General features: G+C 43.7%; 23 protein-coding genes. 16 read left to right on the forward strand and 7 right to left on the reverse strand.

Annotation, left to right across the window (positions count from 1 at the left end):
* Nucleotides 1-64 precede the first annotated feature (64 nt).
* Complete coding sequence (locus H4K34_RS01100) at nucleotides 65-1,648, forward strand: peptide chain release factor 3 (RefSeq protein ID WP_210758995.1); 1,584 nt, start codon at nucleotides 65-67, stop codon at nucleotides 1,646-1,648.
* Here the strand turns inward: H4K34_RS01100 and H4K34_RS01105 are convergent.
* From H4K34_RS01105 to H4K34_RS01125, 5 genes are read right to left on the reverse strand one after another with little or no spacing between them, the layout of a single operon-like run.
* Nucleotides 1,627-2,043, reverse strand: coding sequence for a response regulator (locus H4K34_RS01105; protein ID WP_210758996.1), 417 nt, complete (start codon nucleotides 2,041-2,043; stop codon nucleotides 1,627-1,629). The genes H4K34_RS01100 and H4K34_RS01105 overlap by 22 nt on opposite strands.
* Nucleotides 2,036-3,151, reverse strand: a complete 1,116-nt coding sequence (locus tag H4K34_RS01110; RefSeq protein ID WP_210758997.1) for a sensor histidine kinase — start codon at nucleotides 3,149-3,151, stop codon at nucleotides 2,036-2,038. The genes H4K34_RS01105 and H4K34_RS01110 overlap by 8 nt, the downstream gene beginning before the upstream one ends.
* A complete protein-coding gene (locus tag H4K34_RS01115; protein WP_210758998.1) occupies nucleotides 3,148-5,241 on the reverse strand; it encodes a sensor histidine kinase in 2,094 nt (697 codons plus the stop codon). Before H4K34_RS01115 ends, H4K34_RS01110 begins: the two co-directional genes overlap by 4 nt.
* A 4-nt stretch (nucleotides 5,242-5,245) precedes the next feature.
* Nucleotides 5,246-5,935: a hypothetical protein gene (locus H4K34_RS01120; RefSeq protein ID WP_210758999.1), complete on the reverse strand. Its 690-nt coding sequence runs from the start codon at nucleotides 5,933-5,935 to the stop codon at nucleotides 5,246-5,248.
* Complete coding sequence (locus H4K34_RS01125) at nucleotides 5,928-8,267, reverse strand: Rv1355c family protein (RefSeq protein ID WP_281384685.1); 2,340 nt, start codon at nucleotides 8,265-8,267, stop codon at nucleotides 5,928-5,930. Before H4K34_RS01125 ends, H4K34_RS01120 begins: the two co-directional genes overlap by 8 nt.
* Nucleotides 8,268-8,353: 86 nt before the next feature.
* Between H4K34_RS01125 and H4K34_RS01130 the strand changes: the two genes are divergently transcribed.
* Entirely contained in the window at nucleotides 8,354-8,815 is a 462-nt protein-coding gene (locus H4K34_RS01130) for a response regulator (protein ID WP_210759001.1), read from the forward strand.
* A 55-nt stretch (nucleotides 8,816-8,870) separates the two neighbouring features.
* A complete protein-coding gene (locus H4K34_RS01135) occupies nucleotides 8,871-9,359 on the forward strand; it encodes a hypothetical protein (protein ID WP_210759002.1) in 489 nt (162 codons plus the stop codon).
* Here the strand turns inward: H4K34_RS01135 and H4K34_RS01140 are convergent.
* Nucleotides 9,356-9,718, reverse strand: a complete 363-nt coding sequence (locus H4K34_RS01140; RefSeq protein ID WP_210759003.1) for a CoA-binding protein — start codon at nucleotides 9,716-9,718, stop codon at nucleotides 9,356-9,358. The two genes, H4K34_RS01135 and H4K34_RS01140, sit on opposite strands and share 4 nt — an antisense overlap.
* A gap of 29 nt (nucleotides 9,719-9,747) precedes the next feature.
* On the opposite strand from H4K34_RS01140, the gene H4K34_RS01145 reads away from it, so the two are divergent.
* Genes H4K34_RS01145 through H4K34_RS01205 form a run of 13 tightly spaced genes read left to right on the forward strand, consistent with a single transcriptional unit; the run spans nucleotide 9,748 to nucleotide 21,965 of the window.
* The gene (locus H4K34_RS01145) at nucleotides 9,748-10,377 is read left to right on the forward strand and encodes an ATP-binding cassette domain-containing protein (protein WP_210759004.1); all 630 of its coding nucleotides are present in this window, start codon (nucleotides 9,748-9,750) and stop codon (nucleotides 10,375-10,377) included.
* On the forward strand, nucleotides 10,374-11,543 hold the full coding sequence (locus H4K34_RS01150; protein ID WP_210759005.1) for an ABC transporter permease: 1,170 nt from the start codon (nucleotides 10,374-10,376) through the stop codon (nucleotides 11,541-11,543). The genes H4K34_RS01145 and H4K34_RS01150 overlap by 4 nt, the downstream gene beginning before the upstream one ends.
* On the forward strand, nucleotides 11,536-11,958 hold the full coding sequence (locus H4K34_RS01155; RefSeq protein WP_210759006.1) for a DUF3299 domain-containing protein: 423 nt from the start codon (nucleotides 11,536-11,538) through the stop codon (nucleotides 11,956-11,958). Before H4K34_RS01150 ends, H4K34_RS01155 begins: the two co-directional genes overlap by 8 nt.
* Nucleotides 11,958-12,398 (forward strand): DUF3299 domain-containing protein, encoded by a 441-nt coding sequence (locus tag H4K34_RS01160; protein WP_210759007.1) that lies wholly within the window; start codon nucleotides 11,958-11,960, stop codon nucleotides 12,396-12,398. Before H4K34_RS01155 ends, H4K34_RS01160 begins: the two co-directional genes overlap by 1 nt.
* A complete protein-coding gene (locus H4K34_RS01165; protein ID WP_210759008.1) occupies nucleotides 12,395-13,381 on the forward strand; it encodes an alpha/beta hydrolase in 987 nt (328 codons plus the stop codon). The genes H4K34_RS01160 and H4K34_RS01165 overlap by 4 nt, the downstream gene beginning before the upstream one ends.
* A gap of 46 nt (nucleotides 13,382-13,427) precedes the next feature.
* On the forward strand, nucleotides 13,428-15,440 hold the full coding sequence (locus H4K34_RS01170) for a vWA domain-containing protein (protein WP_210759009.1): 2,013 nt from the start codon (nucleotides 13,428-13,430) through the stop codon (nucleotides 15,438-15,440).
* Nucleotides 15,437-16,720 (forward strand): dihydroorotase, encoded by a 1,284-nt coding sequence (locus H4K34_RS01175; protein ID WP_210759010.1) that lies wholly within the window; start codon nucleotides 15,437-15,439, stop codon nucleotides 16,718-16,720. The genes H4K34_RS01170 and H4K34_RS01175 overlap by 4 nt, the downstream gene beginning before the upstream one ends.
* The gene (locus H4K34_RS01180) at nucleotides 16,717-17,826 is read left to right on the forward strand and encodes a glycosyltransferase family 4 protein (protein ID WP_210759011.1); all 1,110 of its coding nucleotides are present in this window, start codon (nucleotides 16,717-16,719) and stop codon (nucleotides 17,824-17,826) included. Before H4K34_RS01175 ends, H4K34_RS01180 begins: the two co-directional genes overlap by 4 nt.
* On the forward strand, nucleotides 17,819-18,571 hold the full coding sequence (locus tag H4K34_RS01185) for a glycosyltransferase family 2 protein (protein ID WP_210759012.1): 753 nt from the start codon (nucleotides 17,819-17,821) through the stop codon (nucleotides 18,569-18,571). The genes H4K34_RS01180 and H4K34_RS01185 overlap by 8 nt, the downstream gene beginning before the upstream one ends.
* Nucleotides 18,571-19,668, forward strand: a complete 1,098-nt coding sequence (locus H4K34_RS01190) for a glycosyltransferase family 4 protein (protein WP_210759013.1) — start codon at nucleotides 18,571-18,573, stop codon at nucleotides 19,666-19,668. The genes H4K34_RS01185 and H4K34_RS01190 overlap by 1 nt, the downstream gene beginning before the upstream one ends.
* A gap of 39 nt (nucleotides 19,669-19,707) precedes the next feature.
* A complete protein-coding gene (locus H4K34_RS01195; RefSeq protein ID WP_210759014.1) occupies nucleotides 19,708-20,058 on the forward strand; it encodes a hypothetical protein in 351 nt (116 codons plus the stop codon).
* A 4-nt stretch (nucleotides 20,059-20,062) separates the two neighbouring features.
* On the forward strand, nucleotides 20,063-21,490 hold the full coding sequence (locus H4K34_RS01200) for a CCA tRNA nucleotidyltransferase (protein WP_210759015.1): 1,428 nt from the start codon (nucleotides 20,063-20,065) through the stop codon (nucleotides 21,488-21,490).
* Nucleotides 21,480-21,965 (forward strand): IS1096 element passenger TnpR family protein, encoded by a 486-nt coding sequence (locus tag H4K34_RS01205; protein WP_210759016.1) that lies wholly within the window; start codon nucleotides 21,480-21,482, stop codon nucleotides 21,963-21,965. The genes H4K34_RS01200 and H4K34_RS01205 overlap by 11 nt, the downstream gene beginning before the upstream one ends.
* Here the strand turns inward: H4K34_RS01205 and H4K34_RS01210 are convergent.
* Nucleotides 21,956-22,258: a hypothetical protein gene (locus tag H4K34_RS01210; protein WP_210759017.1), complete on the reverse strand. Its 303-nt coding sequence runs from the start codon at nucleotides 22,256-22,258 to the stop codon at nucleotides 21,956-21,958. The genes H4K34_RS01205 and H4K34_RS01210 overlap by 10 nt on opposite strands.
* Nucleotides 22,259-22,327: the final 69 nt, after the last annotated feature.

Raw genomic sequence — 22,327 nt, forward strand, 5'->3', positions numbered from 1 at the left:
GAATAAAGTTGCACGAAAATAGACACTTTTTTTAAAGTCGGGATTGGCTACTTTTGCGGCGACTATGAGTAGCTTAAAACAAGAGATTGCCAAGCGCCGAACTTTCGGCATTATTTCCCACCCCGATGCGGGTAAAACGACCCTAACGGAAAAACTCCTGCTATTTGGTGGAGCCATTCAGGAAGCGGGTGCGGTAAAGAGTAATAAGATTAAGAAAACCGCCACCTCCGACTTTATGGAGATTGAGCGGCAGAGAGGAATTTCCGTTGCCACCTCGGTAATGGGATTCGATTATAAGTCGAAGAAAATCAATATCCTCGACACCCCTGGTCACCAGGATTTTGCCGAAGACACCTATCGCACCCTTACAGCGGTAGATAGTGTTATTGTGGTAATTGATGTGGCCAAAGGAGTAGAAACCCAAACCGAAAAACTGGTTGAAGTTTGTCGGATGCGGAATACACCTATCATCGTATTCATTAATAAGCTGGATCGCGAGGGTAAAGATGCCTTTGATCTTTTGGATGAAATCGAATCCAAATTAGGTCTGAATATTTGTCCCTTGAGCTGGCCTATCGGCATGGGACAGCGCTTTAAAGGCGTATACAACCTCTGGGAAAAGCAATTGAAGCTCTATACGGAAGTCAATAAGCAAAAGATTGCCAACAGTATAGAGATTGAAAATATTGAAGATCCTAAAATGGCGGAAATGGTTGGTGATGAAGCCGCCGCCACGCTAGTAGAAGAACTCGGCCTCTTACAAGGGGTTTATGATGATTTTGATCGGGATACCTATTTGGCCGGAAATCTTTCCCCGGTATTCTTCGGTAGTGCCTTGAACAACTTTGGCGTTCAGGAATTGCTGGATTGCTTTATTGAAATCGCCCCTCCACCCCAGCCCAAAGATGCCAATGGGGTTATGGTAAAACCCGATGAAGACTTCTTCAGTGGTTTTGTATTTAAGATTCACGCCAATATGGACCCCAAGCACCGGGACCGTTTGGCCTTTATGAAGATTGTTTCCGGGACCTTTGAGCGCAATAAGAACTACAAGCATACTCGCATAGGCAAGAGCATGAAGTTTAGCAACCCTACCGCTTTTATGGCCTCAAAAAAATCGGTGGTAGATCAAGCTTTCCCCGGTGATATTATCGGCTTACACGATACGGGCAACTTCCGCATTGGTGATAGTGTGAGTGAGGGTCCTGATTTAGAGTTTAAAGGAATCCCCAGCTTCTCTCCGGAGCATTTCCGCTTTATCAATAATGCTGATCCTATGAAGGCTAAGCAATTAAATAAGGGAATTGATCAATTAATGGATGAAGGGGTTGCACAGCTCTTTACCTTGGAAAGTAATAACCGTAAGATCATTGGTACGGTGGGCGCCCTGCAGTACGAAGTAATCCAATACCGTTTAGAGCACGAATACGGCGCTAAATGTAGTTATGAGAACTACCCTGCATATAAAGCTTGTTGGATTGAAAGTTCTGATGAAGCCCAGCTGGAAGAATTCAGCAAATTAAAATACCGCTATTTAGCTCGCGATAAATTCGATCGTTTGGTGTTCTTAGCCGATTCCTCTTTCAGCCTAAGCATGGCAAGAGAGAAATTCGATAAGATTCAGTTTCACTTTAAATCAGAGTTCTGATCGATCCCTTCGCGGAGTAAGGAAGGAATTAAGGGCTTGCGAAGTAATCGGATAATATGACGGTTTTCGCGGGCCCTTTTTAAATCGCGGTCATCCTCTGTAGAACTTACCATAAAGAGATAGGGACGCACTTTGGAGCGTTGAACCCACATCTCATAGTGCTTTAAGAATTGAAAGCCGTCCATTTCCGGCATCATCAAATCCAGCAAGATTAAATCGGGCATCGGCTTTTTGCCTTCCAGCGCATCATTTAAAAACTCCAGTGCTTCTTTTCCACTGTCGATTTCAACAATTTCGCGAGCAATTTTATGGTGTTGTATGAGTCTGCGGTGAACAAAACGATCCACCACATTATCGTCAATCAGTAAGCAATATTCCACCTGGAACTCACTCATCGGAGTCTTTGCTTACATTAGGAATGCAGATGTGAAACTCCGCACCCTCTCCGGGACTGGATGTCACGTCTATTGAACCGCCCATTTTGGCCAAGGCCTCTTTTACGATATACAGTCCCAGTCCGGAACCCGCCATTTGATCTTTTCCTCGGAAGAACATTTTAAAGATTTGCTCAACATGTTCATGAAGAATTCCAACACCATGGTCCTTCACCCGAATATGAATTTCCTCGGCATCAATGGCAAATTTGAGATCCACCCGAGCACGATCTTGATCCGGTTTCTTAAACTTAATTGCATTGGCAATCAAGTGACTTAATACGATCCGAATTCGGAAATAATCGCCGAAGAAACGTGCATTTTGATTTACGCTCTTCTGAATATTTACATTCTCGCGACTCTCTCCTGAATGCAGATGATTGAGAACATCATCTACAAGGTTTTCAATATTTACCTCTACAAACTCCTCGGCAGCCTTAGAGTTTTTATAATAATCGATAATATTATTTACCAGTAAATCAAGCTTGTGAACACTTTGATCTACTTTATTGAATAAGCTTACTGCTTGTTCTTCTTTAACATCAAGATGCGCCACTTTAACCAAACCTAAAACACTGGCGATGGGTGCTCTTAAATCGTGGGAAACACTATAAACAAATCGATTGAGCTCATTATTGGTTTTCTCCAAATCCTCAATCTTAGTGCGCAATTGTTTACGCGTATGGTAGAGGTCATAGGCATTTTCAATAGCCACCTTAATCTCTGCCTCACTCCAGGGCTTAGTAATGTAGCGATATACATGGCCTTTGTTAATGGCATCGATGATATCATTAACATCGGTAAAGCCGGTAATCAATATCCTTACGGGATCCGGAAATACTTGGCGTACGGCATTAAAGAACTCTACCCCACTGGTCACGGGCATTCTTTGATCCGAGAAAATAACCTGAGGTTTATGCGTTTTCAGGATACTAAAAGCGTCTTCCGTATTATTAGCGGTATACACTTCATAATCCCTGCGAAAAGCAGCTTTAAAAGATCGAAGGTTATTATCCTCGTCATCCAGGTACAGGACCCGAATCAATTTAGTCGAATTTCTGGGTGTCATGCAAATTCGTTTGGCTGACGAATGGGTAAAAATAAGATAAATTCAGTGCCTTTGCCAAGTTCGCTATTTACTTCTATTCGCCCACCATGTTTATCAATAATTTTAAAAACAATACTCATACCTAGCCCTGTTCCTTCTCCCACCTCTTTTGTGGTAAAGAAAGGCTCGTATAACTTTTTCTTGGTTTCCTCACTCATACCGATACCATTATCGATTAAGTGCACGGCTACCATTTCGGAATCTACCATGCGGGTTTTCAAGGTTAAGGTAGGTTCTTCCCCCTCCTCATAACGCTTGGCATTCACCGCATATATTCCATTGTTCAGGATATTCATGAAGGCCTGATTCAGTTTACCCGGGAAACAATCAATGTCCATCAGGTTATCATCATAGTCCCTCACTACCTCAATGAGGTCTTTTGTTTTATTTCGAAGCAGGATCATGGTACTATCCAAACCTTCATTAAGATTTGCTTTTTTCACCACATCCTCATCCAATCTAGAGAAATTCCGCAGCCCCAGCACGATTTCAGAAGTTCGCACGGCTCCGTCGGAAATACCGCTTACCAGCGATTCGATTTCCTCTTTTAAGAAATCATAATCAAACTCCTGCAAGCTTGCTTTGGCTTGTTTCAACTGCTCTGGATTGCAATCCTCCGGCAATTGAGAGAAACGGTCAACAATGGTATATACCTCATCTAAATCCAATTTCAAAGGCTTGATATTGGAAGTAATAAAGTTGATCGGATTATTAATCTCATGTGCAATACCCGCGGTTAACTGTCCCAGGGATGCCATTTTCTCTGCATCGACCAGCTGAGTTTGGGTTTCCTTCAAATTATCCAAGGTAACCTGAAGTTCCTCATTGGCCTCTTGCAATTCCATGGTGCGAGCCTCTACCCTTTTCTCCAGCTCTATGTTTTGCTCTTTAATAATTCTCTCGTTTTCACGAGCCATTTCCAGAGCACGGGCTTGGGAATATTCTTTTTCCCTTCGCAATTGGTTTATTCTATCAGCCAGGGCGACCGAGAGGAGTACGACTTCAACACTGGATCCGAAGAGCATAGAACGACGGAATACCGGGTTATAAGGAATAATATCAAAGTCTTTTAAAGCGAATATCACCACCGAAGTGAGGAATACCGACCAAGCCAAAAGGAAGAAGTTAGCTGGCTTAAAGCCTGATTGCGCCAATTTCACCGCCGCTACAATGGCAATAATGGATCCCACCAGAGACACCATATTCACCATTTTATAGGAGAAGGACTCATAGCCCATCAGCAATAAAACAATGGCTAGCACATCTAAAGGAACTACCGAAAAGAGCAGCTTCCTAAAGAAGGGAGCTTTGGTCTTTAGGCGTAAAAAGTTATTGATGAAGAATATCGAGGCAATAGCCACCAGGGCCCCAGACAGAACAGCGAAAATTCGGTTGAAAGCCGGAAAAGCTTGGAATAGGAAACGATCGGTATATCCAAATAAAGCTGCTTGCGCCAATCCTAAGGTGAGGAGATACAGGATGTAAAATAGGTAACTGCGATCGCGGGTAAGGAAAAAGATCACCAAGTTGTACAAGAACATCACGGCGATTAATCCCACATAGGTCCCAAAGAAAAAGTCGTTATTACTTAAAGTAGCCGATAAGGACTCTCTTTCCACTAATTGAAAGGGTAAAACTACCGGCTTATGGCTGTAAATTTCGAAATAATACTCTTGCACTCCATTTTTAACCGGGAATACAAAATCCGAAGATTCATACGCTCGTGTATTAAAGTCAAAAGCCTGACCGGTTTCCAAAATTAAATGCAAGCCGTCGGCTTCACGACGATAGAAACGAATGGTGTCTAATAAGGCGTAGGACAGGAAAATGCGGCGATCCTCATGGGCATATTCGGCATCAACCACCAACTTTACATAGGCAACATTGCCATTATCAAAGTTTGCTACTCCCTTTTTCTCGGTTACATAGTCTAAACCAATTACCTCCGACTCGGTATGCGTTTTTCCATCACTGAAGGTCGCAATACTCAATTGAGCATGGGCCGTCCAACTCAAGAGGATTAAAAGGTTTATCAGAAAAATCCTTTTCAAGTTCCTAGAGCTTTAAATCCAATTGATACTGTACATCCACCATGCGGCGGCGCGATTGTTCTTCAAATCTTTGATTAGGTTCCTGACGTAAGGATCCCACCCGATCGAGCTCAAGTTCTGAGGCTCCATCCAATATTGAGGTATCGGGTAATTTCATGGCCGTTGCCAGTAGATCCAGTTTAGGATAATAAAAAGTACCATCATTACCCACCTCATGCATCACCTTATAACCGAAACTCTCTGCGGTAGCTATGGTATAGGGTGCACACAGGGCAAATAAGGATTTTACATTAATTTGGGTTGTAATGGCTACCGCCGCTCGAGTAAGGAATAAGCTTCCAAATCCCAATCCGGCTACCTTTCGAGAATTCCAAAGACCACAAATTTCGCCGGTTCCTTCGGTAGCGGCATCGGCAATATGATCATGGATAGTAGGGTCCATATATCCCGTGGCAGAGGCAATGGGTAATTTGCTATTACCGTAGGAGGTATCCACACGAGCGCCACCCAATACTTCTAAGCTATCGGGGTCTTCGACCACCAGCACATAGGTACCTGGATTTTCCACCCATGTAGCTTTATTGGAAGTCACTTTATTAACCCCAATACTGCTTAGGATGTCACCATGGCCTTTTAAAAATTTCTGACAGCTTTCGGGATCGTCCACTGCCTTAAACGCTCTAAGTCTAAGCACGGTTTTCCATTAAATTTTTAAACACTTCAGTGATAGGTTTGCGTAAAGATTTAATACTTGGTTCCCTGGCATAAAAAAGTCTGCAAAGGAATAAATCATTTACGTCTTCCCCTAGACCTAAGAGGTCTAAATAAGCTTTCCTCAGCTCTTTTAATTTTTCTCTAAGATAAGGACTGGTACTGACATCCTCACCGGATAAGCGAGCAAACATAAAGGTAGCTGGCGAAACCGGCTGATAGGATATTCCCTGATCATTTAAATACAACCATATTCTTTCTACCCATTTCCCACCTTCTAATACGGTAGCTGCATCATGCTTTGAACTATGTAAAATGGCTAAGGCGGAGCAGTTCTTCATGGCATCCGTGCTCATCTTTATTAAGGCAGTACCCTTATCCCATTCTCTTAAATTGGCCATGGCCTCTGCATCTTGAATAAGCTTAAAGCCTACCTTATCGGCTTCGGAAAGCTCGAGGGTGCGTAAATCCACACCATTTCTGCTTCCTTCTGCTTGCTCTTTAGTCCAGCGTGCCTCATGAATAAAATCACGATGACCCCAGGGATCTAATATCCTCTGACGTTCAACCTTACCAATAATCTCGGCCAGCTCCTCAATTTTATTGCGATCCTCTAGCCAATTCATGGCAAAGGAGCTATCGGCTAAGGCTAAGCCAATTTCAGATTTCACCGCCTCGGGGATTGCCTTGTATTCCGGAGCCTTTAAGCGATTGGTCATTCGAATATCGAGGCGATCACCAAAATCTTGGAAAGGAGCTTTGGGACTTAATATCTTAGAAAAGGAGTAAACAGCAACTAAGTCTGCACCAAAGGTGTCCATTCTATACAGCTCTTGGGCCTGATAGCCCATTGCCAAAGCTCTTTGCTCCAAGTTTTCCATAGCCGCACCCAAACCTATATAGCTACCTCTATGACGGTAATCCAAAAAGCTCACCGAATAGTGTTTATCATGACAAAGGGCTAGCATGGAGTCCTTCCAAATCCATTTCCAAGGCTGAACGTTTCCACCGGTAGGCGCTAAGCAAGCCTTTTCAACTAGATCATCAATTTCCTCAGAATTGAGCTCTATTGCATCGGCAGAAGCCTTCACCCCACTTTGCGCCAATAATTGAGAACAATAGTCGAAACTTAATTCTTCAGGACTACTAGTCACATTTGTAGTAGCCTGTTCATCATTTTTCTTTGCCTCGAGGTACATCTCATCGGCATCTAAATAGAAGCGCCCCGATTGTACCGGCTTTCCCAAAAGGATATTGCGACTTACAATGGTGCTCAGTGCACCACCAAGACTTACGGAAGAGGCCAATTGAGGCCAGGTGGTTAAAGACTCCTCAACTTCGAGTAAAGAAGCTTTTAAACGCGAAGAAATATTCTGCGCTCCAACCATATCCATCACCAGAGCCAAACGTTCTTTGGCAGTCCATTGATCGATCGATTTAGCGCCTTCTTCCGAAACCATCCCATGCATTAAAGCACGACTAGGCTCCAGATCAAAACGTTCAATATCCATCATACCTCGATCGCTGGTATCCATAATAACTGGAATACCTTTCGCCCGTGCCTTTACTCTAGCCTTTATCTTAATGGCTAAGGAATCACATTCCTCAATCAAAAGGTCTAATTGATTGTCGCCCTCACCTAAAAATTCATCGAGATTGTCTTCAGTAATGCCTTCGTCAAAGACTTCCACTTTTAAAAAGGGATCAATCTCGGCTATTTCCCGAGCCACAATTGTGGTTTTAGGCAAGCCCAATTCTGCCACTCCGGCACGAATACGATTGAGATTACTTAAGTCAAGATGATCGAAGTCGGCAATCCGCAAAGTTCCGTAGACCCTTTCCATACTTAAGGTGAGCGCCACTGACTGACCTACCGAGAGACCAATCACGCCCACTTTCTTATTCATTAATGAATCTTGCTCTTCGGGATGAATCTTATATTGATTCCTCGAAGTCCTAAGACGAATAAAATCCTCTTTAGGCACTAAATGAACCAGCGAATTGCTCCAGGGATAAAAAACCCATACCCCATAATAGTCAGGGTCTTGCTGGGCGCACCATTCAGACCAGTAATTTTTAAGCGAATTAGCGTCTGGCTTAAGCTTCGGATTGTCAATTTTATACAACTCCAAAATCTGATTTTCAATGGAGTTATAAACATTTAATTGTGAATTATTTTTATCTAGAAATACTTCTAATTTCGTTCTATCATCTTCCTTAGACATGTCGTAAATAAATGGAATAAATGTATTTTTATTCGCACTCAAACTTGCTGGAGATGAGTTTTTTAGCTTGGAGTTTATTGCATTTTCCATGTGTAGGACACCCTGAAATCTATCAGCCAAATTACGGCATAGTATTGAAATTTACCTTACTTTTACCTTAGATTTTTGATTTAGAGATGAACGAAAATGTGAAAATCTTGTATGTCGACGATGAAGCCCACAACTTGCAGGCTTTTAAAGCCAATTTTCGTCGAGATTTCACCTTATTCACCGCAGAATCAGGGGCTGAGGGTCTAGAGATTTTTAAAAGGGAAGAGCTCAATATTATTCTCACTGACCAAAGAATGCCAAATATGACTGGGATTGAATTTTTGGTAGAGGTGCAGAAGATCAATCCTGAGCCCATGCGAATTTTGATCACCGGCTATTCTGATATCAATGCGGTAATTGATGCTATTAACCGCGGACAAGTATATCGCTACCTTAATAAGCCCTGGCATTACGACGATTTGAAGGCCACTATTTTGTCGGCTCATGAAGTATTTCGTCTGAGAAGAGAAAACCGAGACCTTATTGATCAGCTCGAAAGAGCCAATGAGCAATTGGAATTCTTACTGCGCCAGAAACTACTTTCCTAAGGTCACAGCATCCCCTTTATTCTTTTAACTTCGAAGCCTTCTAAAATTTCATTTTATGCGAGGCTTTTCTTCTTTGGCCCTAATCGGTATCTTATTTCTGGGTGCTTGCGGTTCTAAAAAATCTACTTCTCAAGAAAAGGCAGTTCCCTCCAGCGCAGTACCTCAGTCTAAGATTAAAATGCAAGACTTAGAGCCCTACGAAATACAAGGTGATGTAGCCATAGCATGTATGGAACTAGAGAAAGCAAGCGAGCATTCGGATAGCAATCTGAGAATGGTAGTTATTCAAGACCTTAAGAATTTCGATGGCTGTTTAGTTGTCCAATTTCAATACAGTGGTTGTTCCAGCACAGAAGCACATCTGAGATGGATTAGCACTGATACTAATAATCATCAATTGGCACTATACGTTGATAATCCCGGTGATTGCGAAATGCTAATTGAGGAAAGATGGCATTTTGATCTCCAAGTTTTAGGTCCGAACCCAAATGACATGATTCTTGAATTCAAGAATGATTTTAGCGCTGATTTTTCAGCTAATTAAGAATCATACTGCCCCGTACTCAATAAAACCAAAGTACAGGCTTGCTCATATTCAATCCCGGCCGCATCTAACTTATCATAGAATTCAGGATTTTCAGTTCCCGGATTGAAGATCACTCTGCGGGGTTTTAAAGCCAGGATATAATCATAATAGACTGCTTGATTTTTAGGTCCCACATACAGGCTTACTGTATCGATATCCTCATATTTTGGAAATCCGGCATCGATACTTCCAAAAGCATAAGTACATTCGCGTAGACCCAAGGCTTCCGTCTCAAAACCATGCTCATGAAGCATCAGCAATGCACGATTCGAATAGCGTTCTGGTTTGGGGCTTGCGCCGATGACTAATGTTCTCATGACCCTATTTCTTAGCTAAATTTGCTTTTATGATTCTACAAAGTTCCGAACTAAAGTACTCCTACCCTACAACGGAGACCTTTAGTTTTCCTGACATCGGGATCAACAAAGGTGAAGCCGCACTACTACTAGGGCCTTCTGGCAGCGGTAAATCTACCCTCTTGCATTTATTAGCTGGATTGCTAAGTGCCCAAAGTGGTTCTGTAAGTATCATGGGGACTGATCTTAAACGCATGGGAGAAAGGGAGAAGGAAAAATTTCGGGCCCAGCATATTGGTTTGGTATTTCAACGTCCCTTCTTTTTACCCTATCTCAATCTGGAAGAAAACCTTCAACTCAGTGCGCGCTACCAAGGTTCTAAAGTCGATCAAGATTGGATCAATCACCTTTTTGAGCAATTGCAGATCAGTCATCTTAAATTCAAGAAACCCGCTGATTGCAGCCTGGGAGAACAACAAAGAGCTTCCATTGCGCGCTCCCTCTTGCAAAAGCCAGCTCTAATCTTAGCCGACGAACCCAGCTCGGCTCTTGATGATCATAATGCCTCCAAAGTGGGTGAACTCTTACTATCCGTAGTAGAAAATTTTGAAAGTGCCTTATTAGTGGTTACCCACGATCAAAGGCTTAAGGACCGAATCCCTAAAAGTTATTCGCTATGAATCAATGGAAAGCGGCCTGGAAAAGCATTCGCTACCGAAGCTTACATCATAGCCTGAGTGTTATTCTCCTGGCTATCAGTACGGGATTAATCCTACTATTGCTTAATAGTCGCAATAGTTTCGAGGACTCCTTCCGCAATAATATCAAGGGTATTGATATGGTAGTGGGAGCCAAAGGCAGTCCCCTGCAAATTATCTTGAGTAGTGTTTATCATATTGATCCACCTACCGGAAACATTCCCTTAGATGAGTACAAGAAATTAATCAAGCACCCCTTAATCGAAGCTGCCGTTCCCCTGTCTTATGGCGACAACTTCCGTTCCTGGCGCATTGTGGGTACCGATAGCAATTATGCCCAATGGTACTCTATGCAATTAGCGGAAGGGCGCGGTTTTCAGAAATCCATGGAGGTAGTCTTAGGATCAGCTGTAGCGGATGCCACCGGATTACAAGTGGGAGATACTTTTGAAGGTTCCCATGGCCTTAATCAAGAAGCTGAAGAACATCATCACCATCCCTTTAAAGTAGTTGGGATTTACCAAAGCAGTGGCACCGTGCTGGATGAATTGATCCTATGCCCCACCGCATCTTTATGGGATGTGCATGAGCATGGCGACGGACCCAAAGAAATTACCGCCGCCTTAATTCGCTTTAAAAGCCCCATGGCCAATATCATGTTGCCCCGCATGGTTAATGAGAAAACACCCATGCAAGCTGCCTTACCTGCCATTGAGGTAAACCGCCTTTTTAGCCTGGCTGATTCCTTTGTGCAATTCCTTAATATTTTGGCTTACCTCCTCATTGGCATCGCGGCACTTTCGGTGTTCTTGGCTTTATTTCAAGGACTTAAGGATGATGAACCCCAGTTTGCCTTCCTTCGGGCCATTGGCAGTCCGCCCTCTCGCATTCTGAAATTCATCTTGGTTAAAGGCCTGATCATTGGATTGATCTCCTTTATTATAGCCCTTATCCTCAATATTATTGCCTTCCAATTTATTGGCACCTTAGTAAGCCCGGCCTATCAATTATCTACTTCTGAAGTCCTCTTCAATTGGAACAGTATTTACACCCTGCTTGCCTTAATTGGCGTGGTAATTATCGCATCCGTCTTGCCAGCCTGGCATGCTTATCGCATCAACATTATTAAAACTCTGGCCCATGCCTAAGTATCTCTTTCTGGCGCTTAGCCTCTTTTTTGGATTTAATGTTCTGGCTCAAAAAAATCTGGCCTGGCCGGTTTTAGCCATGACCAATTACAGTCAGGATCCTGCTACCGGACTTTATACGCCTCAGTTCCCAAAGATTTTAGAAGATCAATTTGAAGGTCAGGAAGTGATCATTGCGGGCTACTTAATACCGGTAGATGTAGAAGCCAACACTTATGCCTTAAGCAAAAATCCTTTTAGCTCCTGTTTCTTCTGTGGCAATGCCGGACCCGAAACGGTAATCGAATTAAAATTCACCGCCGATCCCGGGCGATTTGCCACCGATAAGTACCTACCTATAAAAGGAACCCTCAAACTCAACCGTAATGGTTCGGGTCTCTTTTTCACCCTTGAAAATGCCGAAATCTCCGGATAATGAAAAAGCTAGTATTCTTTGCATTCTTTTTAAGTGGCTGGGGCCTGATGGCTCAAAATGAAGCTAAGGTTATTGATTGGAAATTATTGGCCAAAGTGGATTTCGTCGATCAATATTTCGAAGAATTTGAAGCCTGGTATTTAGTTCCGGATTTCAGTGATGAAGTTGAAAATTTGAATGGAAAAAAGGTGCTCATCAAAGGCTATGTTATTCCTTTGGATGTAGATGGAGGAAAATATGCCTTATCCGCCTATCCCTTCAGCGCCTGCTTTTTCTGTGGTGGTGCCGGGCCCGAAAGCGTGATGAGCCTGCATTTCGAAGAAAAACCACCACGCTTGGAAACGGATGATTACCTCAATTTCGTAGGTACATTAAAACTCAATAAAACTGATACGGAAGATTTCAATTACATCCTGGTAGATTGTAAATTGATGAAATGAAAAAAGGTCTTCTAATCAGTATCCTAATTATAGGTTTACTTACGGCATTTTACTTTGCCGGCCCCCGCCCCGAAGTTATTAGCCTTGACACTTCCCTTCCGGAAATCGAAGCATCCATAGAGGAACTTGACCATTATTTAGCGGTCCGTGAAGCCGCTTTTGAATTGCGAAAAGACAATGAGGCGCGCATCATATGGGCCGATAGTATTCGCCAAACCGAATGGGTAGTTCTCTATTTACATGGTTTTTCTGCCAGTCAAGGAGAGGGAGCCCCACTCCATCAGCATATCGCCGAAAAGCTAGGTGCCAATTTACTTTTAGCACGCTTAGCCGGACATGGTTACCAAAAGGAGCAATTAGGAGAATACACTGCCTTAGGCGCTTGGGAGGATGCGAAAGAATTTCTGGCTTTAGCCGAAAAACTGGGGCAGAAAGTCCTAATTATGGGCACCAGCACAGGCTGCAGTTATGCTTTAAACCTGGCTGCCGAATTCCCCAGCAAGGTGAAGGCCCTCATTAATTTATCTCCTAATATCAGGGTAAAAGACCCCAATGCCCTCCTATTAGATGATCCTTGGGGCGAGCAAATCGCCCATTTGGTCCTAGGAAATCAGCGCCGAGTAGTATCCGATTCAGCCGGTCATGCTCTTTATTGGGATACCCTATATACCGTGCACGCCCTGGTTGAATTAGAAAATTTACTAGAAAGCACTTTAATTCCCGAAACCTTCGCCAGGGTGAAACAACCCGTATTAAACCTCTGCTATTATAAGTCGGAAACCGAGCAAGATCCAGTAGTCTCGGTGGCAAAAATTGAATGGATGCACGAACTTTTAGGCACGCCTGAAAATCAAAAGAGATTAGTGAAACTGGATAAGGTGGGGAACCATGTATTGGGCTCCCCCGTTAAATCTAAAGACCTTCCGGGAACCGAAAAAGCCATCTCAGATTTCCTGGATGAAATTCTGTTGAGCGAAAATTAGTTTTCGTGCTCGGCTATTCTCTCCAATCCACTACTTTTGTGCTTTGATGAATTTTGGCTTTCCTCAATTCTTTTGGGCTCTCTTCGCCCTGAGCATACCACTGCTCATCCACCTCTTCAATTTACGAAGACCAAAAACCGTTTTCTTTTCTAACACGCGCTTTTTAAAGCAATTAGAAGAAGAACGAAAATCGGTTAAACGTCTACGATATTGGTTAATACTGCTTATGCGGGGATTAGCATTGGCCGCCCTGGTAAGTGCATTTACCCTTCCCTATTTTAATAGCACGGAAAATACCGGTGAGCAAAAAAAGCAGTATCTGCACCTTTATGTAGATAATTCCCTGAGCATGAAAAGGGATGGCAGCCAGGGCCCGCTTTTAAATCAAGCGCGACTTTTTGCCTCGCAATTCTTAGGTTCCTTAGGTGAAGACATCGAGGTTCAGGTTCTCAGCAATGATTTTGACAGCAAGTATCAACGCTATTATCCAGCTTCTGAAGCCAAAGATTTAGCCGAGCAATTGGATTACAGTTCCGAGTTTCGCAGTCTGGAAGAAGTTCTCAATCGCATTCGGAACCTCAGCTCCCAAAACCCTGAAGCAAATCATCAGATTCTCTTCTTAAGTGATTTCCAAGCCGGAATACTAAATTCCGAAGCTCTGGAAAGTACCGATAATGAAGAAATTAAATTATTGGCCTTAAGCAGCGATGTGGGCACTAATAATGCTGCAATTGATTCCCTGGCCTTTAAAGCACCGGTATTTGTACCGGGCTTGGTACAGGATATGGAAGTTTTCCTGCATAACTATTCTCAAGAGGAGCTCAGTGGGGTGAGCCTAGAATTTTGGTTAAATGACACCTTGCAAAATGCGCGCGTGGTTGACCTAATTGCCCAAGAAAGTACCGCCTTCCCCATTAGCTTTATTCCACAAAAAGCAGGTGCCTATCGCGGTCGAATTAGTATTTCTAAGGGCGAACCTAATTTTGATAATCAATTCTATTTCAGCTTTCAAACCCTGGCTAAGCAAAAGGTTTATTATCTCTCAGAACAAGAGGAAACCGCACTACCATTAAACATCTTTCGCGACCCTTATTTTGAATTTAAAAAGAGTAGTAGCCAGGATTTGGATTACGATTATTTAGCAGAATCCCGACTGATCATTATGGCAGGTAATCAAGCCATCAGCGAAAGCTTGAAGCAAAGACTGGAAGAACATTTACAGAAAGGCAAGAATATTTGGTTTTTCCCTGGCTCAGATGCCCAGATGTATCAACAGCAATTGCAAAGTATAGGTATTAAGCTTGAAGGAAAATGGATTGTAGATAGCCTGATGGCCCAGGAGCTCAATCAAGTGGATCCCTACCTGGAAAACACCTTCGTTGAAAATCGAAAAGCCCCCCTTCTTCCCTATTCAAAATCGCATCTTCAAAGTTTGGACCGGAGTTCCATCAACCTTTTGAGTTTTGGCAAGAATCGACCATTAATCGCCCGCAAGCCTTTGGCCAATGGACAGGTGTTTTATGCCTTAAGCAGCATTGATCCAGATCAAAGCAATTTAGCTTCACACCCTATATTAATTCCGCTTTTAGCCAATGCTTCTTTTTACGCCGGTGGCAAGGCAAAGTCTTATGTACAGGCTGGAAATGCTAAGGATTATCAAATTGTGGAAGCTCCACAAATGGAAGAAGCTTTAAAGATTACGGTTCAAGGTGGGGAGCTTATTCCCTACCAGCGCTATCTAAATGATCATTATGAATTGCGTTTGGGCGCTCAGAAATTGGAAGCCGGAAATTATCCGGTTCAAAGAAAAGAGCAAAACATCGCCTACTTCTCTGTTAATCTAGATCCGCGGGAAAGCTTATTGCAAGGATCCGAGCTCAAGCTAAATGAACTTTTCAAGCCTGAAGCGCAAATCATTGACCCTTCTTCCAATCAAGAACAAGCCCAGCTCAAAGCCAGCATCCTAATGGAAAATACGGCCCTGTGGCCCTGGTTCGTGATGCTCACCTTATTATTTCTATTCCTCGAAATGTTATTCTTAAAGTCCGGCCGAAGATGAACCAAGCCACCTACCTCCTTAAAAATGTAAGGATCCTCGATCCTTCTTCACCCCACCATCAGGAAGTACTAGATGTACTTTTAAAAGAGGGGAAAATTGCCGCCCTGGGAAACAATCTTCAAGCAGAAGGGGCCCAATTAATCGAAGGAAAGAATTTGCACTTAAGTCCGGGTTGGGTAGAGCTAAGAGCCAACTTTAATGATCCGGGTCATGAAGATCGGGAAACCCTAAAAAGTGGAGCCGCTGCTGCCCAATGGGGAGGATTTACCGCGGTAGCTTTATCTCCGCAAACCGATCCGGTAGTTGACACTAAATCGGCCGTAGAATACCTACGCTCCCATTCCCGAAAAAGTCCGGTAGAGTTTTTACCCATTGCGGCCTTCAGTAAGGGTCTTAAAGGGGAAGAACTAAGCGAAATGTACGATATGCGCGAGGCCGGCGCCCTGGCTTTTAGTCATGGAACCAAAGCGGTAAGCAATGCCGCCTTAATGCGTCTGGCCCTACTCTACCATCGCGAGTTGCCTGGAGCTTTGCAAGTATTATCATACGATACGGCCATGACGGCAGGCGGACAAATGCATGAAGGAAGCAAAAGCACTTGGTTAGGCTTAAAAGGCATTCCTGAATTAGCGGAAAGTCTTACTATGGCGCGTGATATCTCACTGGCAGAATATACCGAAAGCGCGATTCACTTTCAAGGAGTAAGTAGCAAAATAGGCGTAGATTTAATTCGTCAGGCCCAAGCCAAAGGACTCAAAGTTAGTGGCGATGTAAACCTCTTCAATCTGGTTTGGACTGATGAGGCTTTGGATCAATACGATAGTAATCTTAAGTTATACCCACCGCTTCGTTCGGAGGATGATCGCCAAACCTTAATTGCCGCTTTAAAAGATGGTACCCTTAAAGGCATTGCTAGTGATCACCGTCCTCGCACCATCGAAGAAAAACGCTGCGAATTTGACTTGGCCCAGTTTGGTGCCGCCAGTTTAGAAGCCAGTTTTGCCCTTCTTAACACAGAGTTGGGAAGCGAATTGGGCTTGGAAAAAATAGTACAGTGCCTGAGTCACGAAAACCGTGAAATCATCAATTACCACATTGATAGTAGTATTGCGGAAGGCGGCACCATGGACCTTACGCTATTCGATCCGGAAATGGAATGGAACTGGAAAGACCATCGCAAAAAAAGCAAAGCAGCAAACTATCCATTTACAGATTATACCTTTAAAGGCAAGGCCCTGGCTACCTATCAAAAGGGCCAGTGGCATAGTATTTCAGAATGATCATCGGATACGAAGCAAAGCGCATTTACCACAACCATAGTGGCCTGGGAAACTATGGCCGCAACTTAATTCGTGCCCTCGCTGCAGATTATCCCGATTCTGAATTTCGCCTTTACAATCCCTGGCCAGGCAGTGTAAGCTTTCCAGCGCCCAGCAATGTTGTTGAACAATTACCGGCTTTAAAATCGAAGCTTTACGCTCAACTTTGGCGCCGACGATTTATCAGCAAACAAGCCCAAAGAGAAGGCGTAGAAATTTTTCATGGCCTTTCGGCTGAATTGCCCCAAGGATTATCCCGACTGGGCATAAAATCCATCGTGAGTATTCATGATCTGATTTTCCTACGCTACCCCGAATTATACAAGGCCATCGATCGTAAGATCTATAAGCGTAAGGCCCTCGCGGCTTGCCAAAGAGCCGATTTGGTGGTAGCCATTAGTCATCAAACTCGAGAAGACCTCATCAAACTTTTGGGCATAAGCCCGAGTAAGATTAAAGTAATTGGTCAAGGTTGTGCGCCTGAATTTTGGGAAGATCATCAAGACTTAGGAGAGGCCCTCATTAAAAGAGAGACCTTACCCGAACGCTTTGGTTTGTTTGTTGGAACTTTAGAACCGCGTAAAAATCCGGTTGCCTTGGCGCAAGCTTGCTTGGCAGAGAATATACCCTTGGTGCTGGTGGGCCGTCCTAAAAAATATTGGGCCGATTTTTACAATAGCCTTTCGGCAGAAGAAAAGAAACTCATTCGCCCTATTAAAGTGGGGCCTAATGCCGAATTAGCGGGGCTCTATCAAAAGGCCACCTTTATGGCCTATCCCTCCAATTTTGAAGGATTTGGTATTCCCTTGGTCGAGGCAATGGCCTGTAATACGGCCTTAATAAGCAGTGCCAATTCTGCCCTAAAAGAAGTGGCCGGCCCCGGAACCTTATTGGTAAAAGAAAATTCTCCTGAACAATTAGGGGCAGCCATTCGCAAATTCTGGGAGGACGAAAACCTTCGTCAAAAATCCATTAAGCAGAACCGTAATTTTGTAGCCCAGTTTAAAGATCAGGTAATTGCCCGTCAATGGATGGACACTTACCGCGAACTTGCAGGACATGATTAAAATTTCGGCGGTCATTATCACCTACAACGAGGAAAAGAATATTGCTCGCTGTCTGGCTTCTTTGCAAAAGGTAGCTGATGATATTGTTGTAGTAGACTCCTTTAGTTCGGATCGCACCGAAGAATTGGTTAAAGCCGCTGGTGCTCGCTTTGTACCTCATGCTTTTGAAGGGCATATTCAACAAAAGAATTGGGCCATTTCCCAAGCTAAATATCCTCATGTTCTTTCGCTGGATGCAGATGAAGCCCTGGACGAAGAACTGGAAGCGGCTATTTTGACCATCAAAGAAAACTGGAAGGCCGACGGCTATCGTTTAAATCGCCTGACCAATTATTGCGGTAAATGGATTCGTCACGGGCTTTGGTATCCCGATCGGAAACTAAGACTCTGGGACAGCCGCAAAGGCGCTTGGGGTGGGCAAAATCCACATGATACCTTTATCATGGAAAAGGGATCTACAATTCAGGATTTACCCGGACATTTACTTCATTACAGCATTTACAGCTTTGAAGAGCATATTGCCCAAATTCGAAAGTTCACGGATATATCCTCCAAAGCTGCTTTTGATAATGGCAAACGCTCCAGCTACTTCAAATTGCTCTTCTCCCCTTTCTTGAAATTCATTCGAGCATATGTTTTCCGTCTAGGTTTTTTAGATGGTAAGGAAGGCTGGATGATCGCACGCTGGAGTGCTCATGCCACCTATCTTAAGTATCGGAAGCTCATGAAATTGCAGAAGTCCTGATGCAGGTTCCCATATTACATATATCAACCGCAAGGTCATGGCGCGGAGGCGAACAACAAATAGCCTACCTCTGCCTCGAACTGCAAAAATTGGGTATTGAACAGCATATTGCTTGCATTGCCAATGCTCCTCTACACCAATGGGCGCTGGAGAATAAATTCCCGGTGCTTGCCTTGGCCAAAGCCAGTTCTGTAGACTTGCGATTTTCCGCAGGCTTAAGTCGCTATCACAAGCTAAACCAAATAGGACTGTGGCATGCCCATGATGCCCATGCCCATGGTTTTGCGGTTTATGCCCAGCAATTTTTCTCTGCCTCTTGTCCTTTGCTGGTATCTCGCCGGGTAGATTTCCCGGTGGCCCGATCGCGGATGAGCGCCTTTAAATACAATCATCCTTCGGTTTCTCGCTACCTCTGTGTAAGTGAGGCTATTGCAGATATACTCAAAAAGAGCCTTAAGGATCCCAATCGCATATTCACTGTACACAGCGCCATTGAACCCTCTCGCTTTGAAGGCGTAAAAAAAGGAAAGCTTCGGGCCGAATTCCCGCAATTCGCTCAACAAAAATGGATAGGCAATGTGGCCGCTTTAACGGGCCATAAAGATCTATTCACTTTTATGGATACGGCTAAAATATTGCTAACCGAGCGCAAGGATTTGCATTTCTTCCTTGCCGGAACTGGCGAATTGGAAACGGAATTAAAAGCCTATCAGCAGAAGCTGGGATTGGAGAAGCAATTGACGTTTTTGGGATTTCGTGAGGATGTCCCTGAAATATTAGCTGATCTGGATTGTTTCCTCTTTAGTTCTGAAATGGAAGGATTAGGAACTTCGGTTTTAGATGCCTTTGCCAGCGGCACTCCAGTAGTCGCTACCAATGCTGGAGGAATTCCGGAAATGGTAAAGGATCAAAAAAGCGGTATTTTATGCAAGGTGAAGGATGCTACCGCTCTGGCTCAAGGAGTTTTACAAGTTTTAAATGACTCTACTTTGGCTTCCAAATTGACTAAGAGAGCCACGGAAATTCTACAAGATTTTACCCCATCAAAAATGGCGGCCAAAACCCTGAAACATTATCAGGAAGTTTCAGTTTCTTAAGCTTGAATAAAGCCTTATTTTTGCAGCACATTTCAGCGCATGTCCGTAGTATTTTTTAGCATCACTGCCCTGGTAATTTTCGGGCTACTGTTCTTATTTCACCGAAAGATGGCCTTGCAAATGCAGTATTTGCAAATTAAAGCTGGTAAAAAGGTGGGGACGCTAAAGAGCTTTTTATTTTTTGATTGGAAGGATATCAAGGAGCGTAATCTACGTGCCGAGGCTTTTCTACTTTTCCCCATGCTTTATGCCGTTCCTATTGAGGAAGATGAAAAAGGAGAAGTCCTGGAACTAAAGCAAAAGATCAAGCGCAGTCATGTGGGAATCTATTTTTGTTTGATTCTCTTCATTGTACTCGGTATTTTATCCGAAAAAGTAATCCCGGCCTAAGCCCATGCAAAAAGCACTGGATCATCCTATATTTCGCACGCTGGGCGAAGCAGCAGACCATCTGGGTGTAGAGGCCTATGTGATAGGAGGCTATGTTCGTGATTTAATCTTGCAGCGGAAAGAACCCAAAGATATTGATGTAGTAGCCGTAGGCTCCGGGATTGAATTGGCCCAGGAAGTAGCTAAGCGGCTCGGGGGCCGAAAGGTGAACGTCTTTAAAAACTTTGGTACGGCTCAAATTAAACTGAGCAAGGAAGATTTGGAATTGGAATTTGTGGGAGCGCGACGCGAATCCTATCAGCGCGACAGCCGCAAACCTATAGTGGAAGATGGCAGTCGTGAAGATGACCAAAAACGCCGCGACTTCACCATCAATGCCCTGGCGCTAAGCCTCAACAAAGAAAATTATGGTGAACTCCTCGATCCCTTTGGGGGCATTCAGGATTTGAATGAGGGTATTATCCGTACTCCCTTAGATCCCGAAATCACTTTTAGCGATGATCCCTTACGGATGATGCGCGCCATTCGCTTTGCTAGCCAATTGGACTTCACCATTACCGATGAGTGCTTGCAAGCGATTCACAATCAAAATCAGCGATTGGAGATCATCAGCATGGAGCGCATTGTAGATGAACTCCATAAAATTATGGCCTCTCCCAAGCCTTCCAAAGGTTTAATCCTCCTCTATCGCACGGGATTATTGCAACACTTCCTACCTGAGGTTGTAGACCTGGCAGGTGTGGAAGAATTGGAAGGACAGAGTCATAAAGACAATTTTTATCATACCGCCATTGTGGTTGATAATGTTGCTGCTCGCAGTGAAAACATTTGGTTGCGCTATGCAGCCCTCTTCCATGATATTGGCAAACCACCCACCAAGAAATTTGTGAAGGGCACCGGCTGGACTTTCCACAGCCATGAGTTTGTAGGCTCTAAAATGGTGAGGAAGATCTTCCGCCGTTTAAAACTGCCATTGGGTGAACCCATGAAATATGTGCAGAAAATGGTGTTGTTGAGTTCTCGTCCCCAGGCAGTGGCGGAGGAACAAGCAACCGACTCTGCAGCCCGCCGGCTTTTATTCGATGCCGGAGAAGATATTGATGAATTAATGATTCTTTGTGAGTCGGATTTAACCACTCGCAATGAAAAGAAGAAAAAGCGCTACTTGGCTAAATATCAAGAGGTTCGCGATAAGTTAATCGAAGTGGAAGAAAAGGACCGCTTGCGTCAGTTTCAACCTCCGGTGGATGGCATGGAAATCATGCAAATCTTTGATTTAAAGCCCGGTCCGGAAATTGGAAACTTGAAAAGCGCGGTTAAGGATGCTATCTTAGACGGAGAAATCGAAAACGATCGCGAACAAGCCCTGCGCTTTTTATACGATAAAGCCCGTTCTATGGGCCTAGAACCAAAACAAGATCATGAGCATTAAAATACGAGTGGTCCTCGACTGGGAGGAAGAAGATGTATTACGTGACCTTCTCGTACCCGCAGACCTTAATTTAGATCAACTACACTTAGCTATCCTGCAAAGCTTTCAGCTTAGTCCGGGTGAAATGGCTAGTTTCTATCATAGTAACGAAGATTGGGAACAGGGGCATGAAATCCCCTTAATGCCTTTTGATGAGCGCCAAACCAGCATGAAAGACTTGCAGGTGCAGCATGTATTGGGTGAAGAGGGCGATCGATTGCTCTATGTATATGATTTTCTGGAGATGTGGACTTTCTTCCTGGAGGTATTATCTGCTGAAGGCCCGGAAACAGAGCGTAGCAAAGTGGTATTAATTCAAGGGATGCGACCAGAGGAGGCCCCTAAAAGACCCGAGGCCCAAGGGTCTAATGATCTATTTGCTGATCTGGACCTGGACCTCGATGAATTTGACGATTTTGACGACTATCAAGAGTAGCTGATCTCTACCGAGTGTATACGATGTACGGGAATTAAACGTCCGGCTTTTAGTAGCACTTTATTATCTGTGATGGCCCAGATGGTGGTATATACCTCCTTAATGCCATCATCATCCTCAAAGCGGATTAAAACTTTATGCTTTTGTAAATTTCCTAGGCTGGTTGCACGATGCAATACCAACTTGCGTTCGTTTAAGTCTTCTGCTCGGGATAATACTTCTTGCGCGGGAAAGCGCAAATTGTCGATCAACTCTTTTTCAATGCGTTTAAACGGGTTCGTATTGTTTCCCATAGCCCCTCTTTTATGTTATTGATGTTTTTAAATTTACGAAATTTTCCGCTCATTTTTAAGCCAGTCTAA

The organism is Croceimicrobium hydrocarbonivorans (assembly GCF_014524565.1).
Taxonomy (GTDB): Bacteria; Bacteroidota; Bacteroidia; order Flavobacteriales; family Schleiferiaceae; genus Croceimicrobium; species Croceimicrobium hydrocarbonivorans.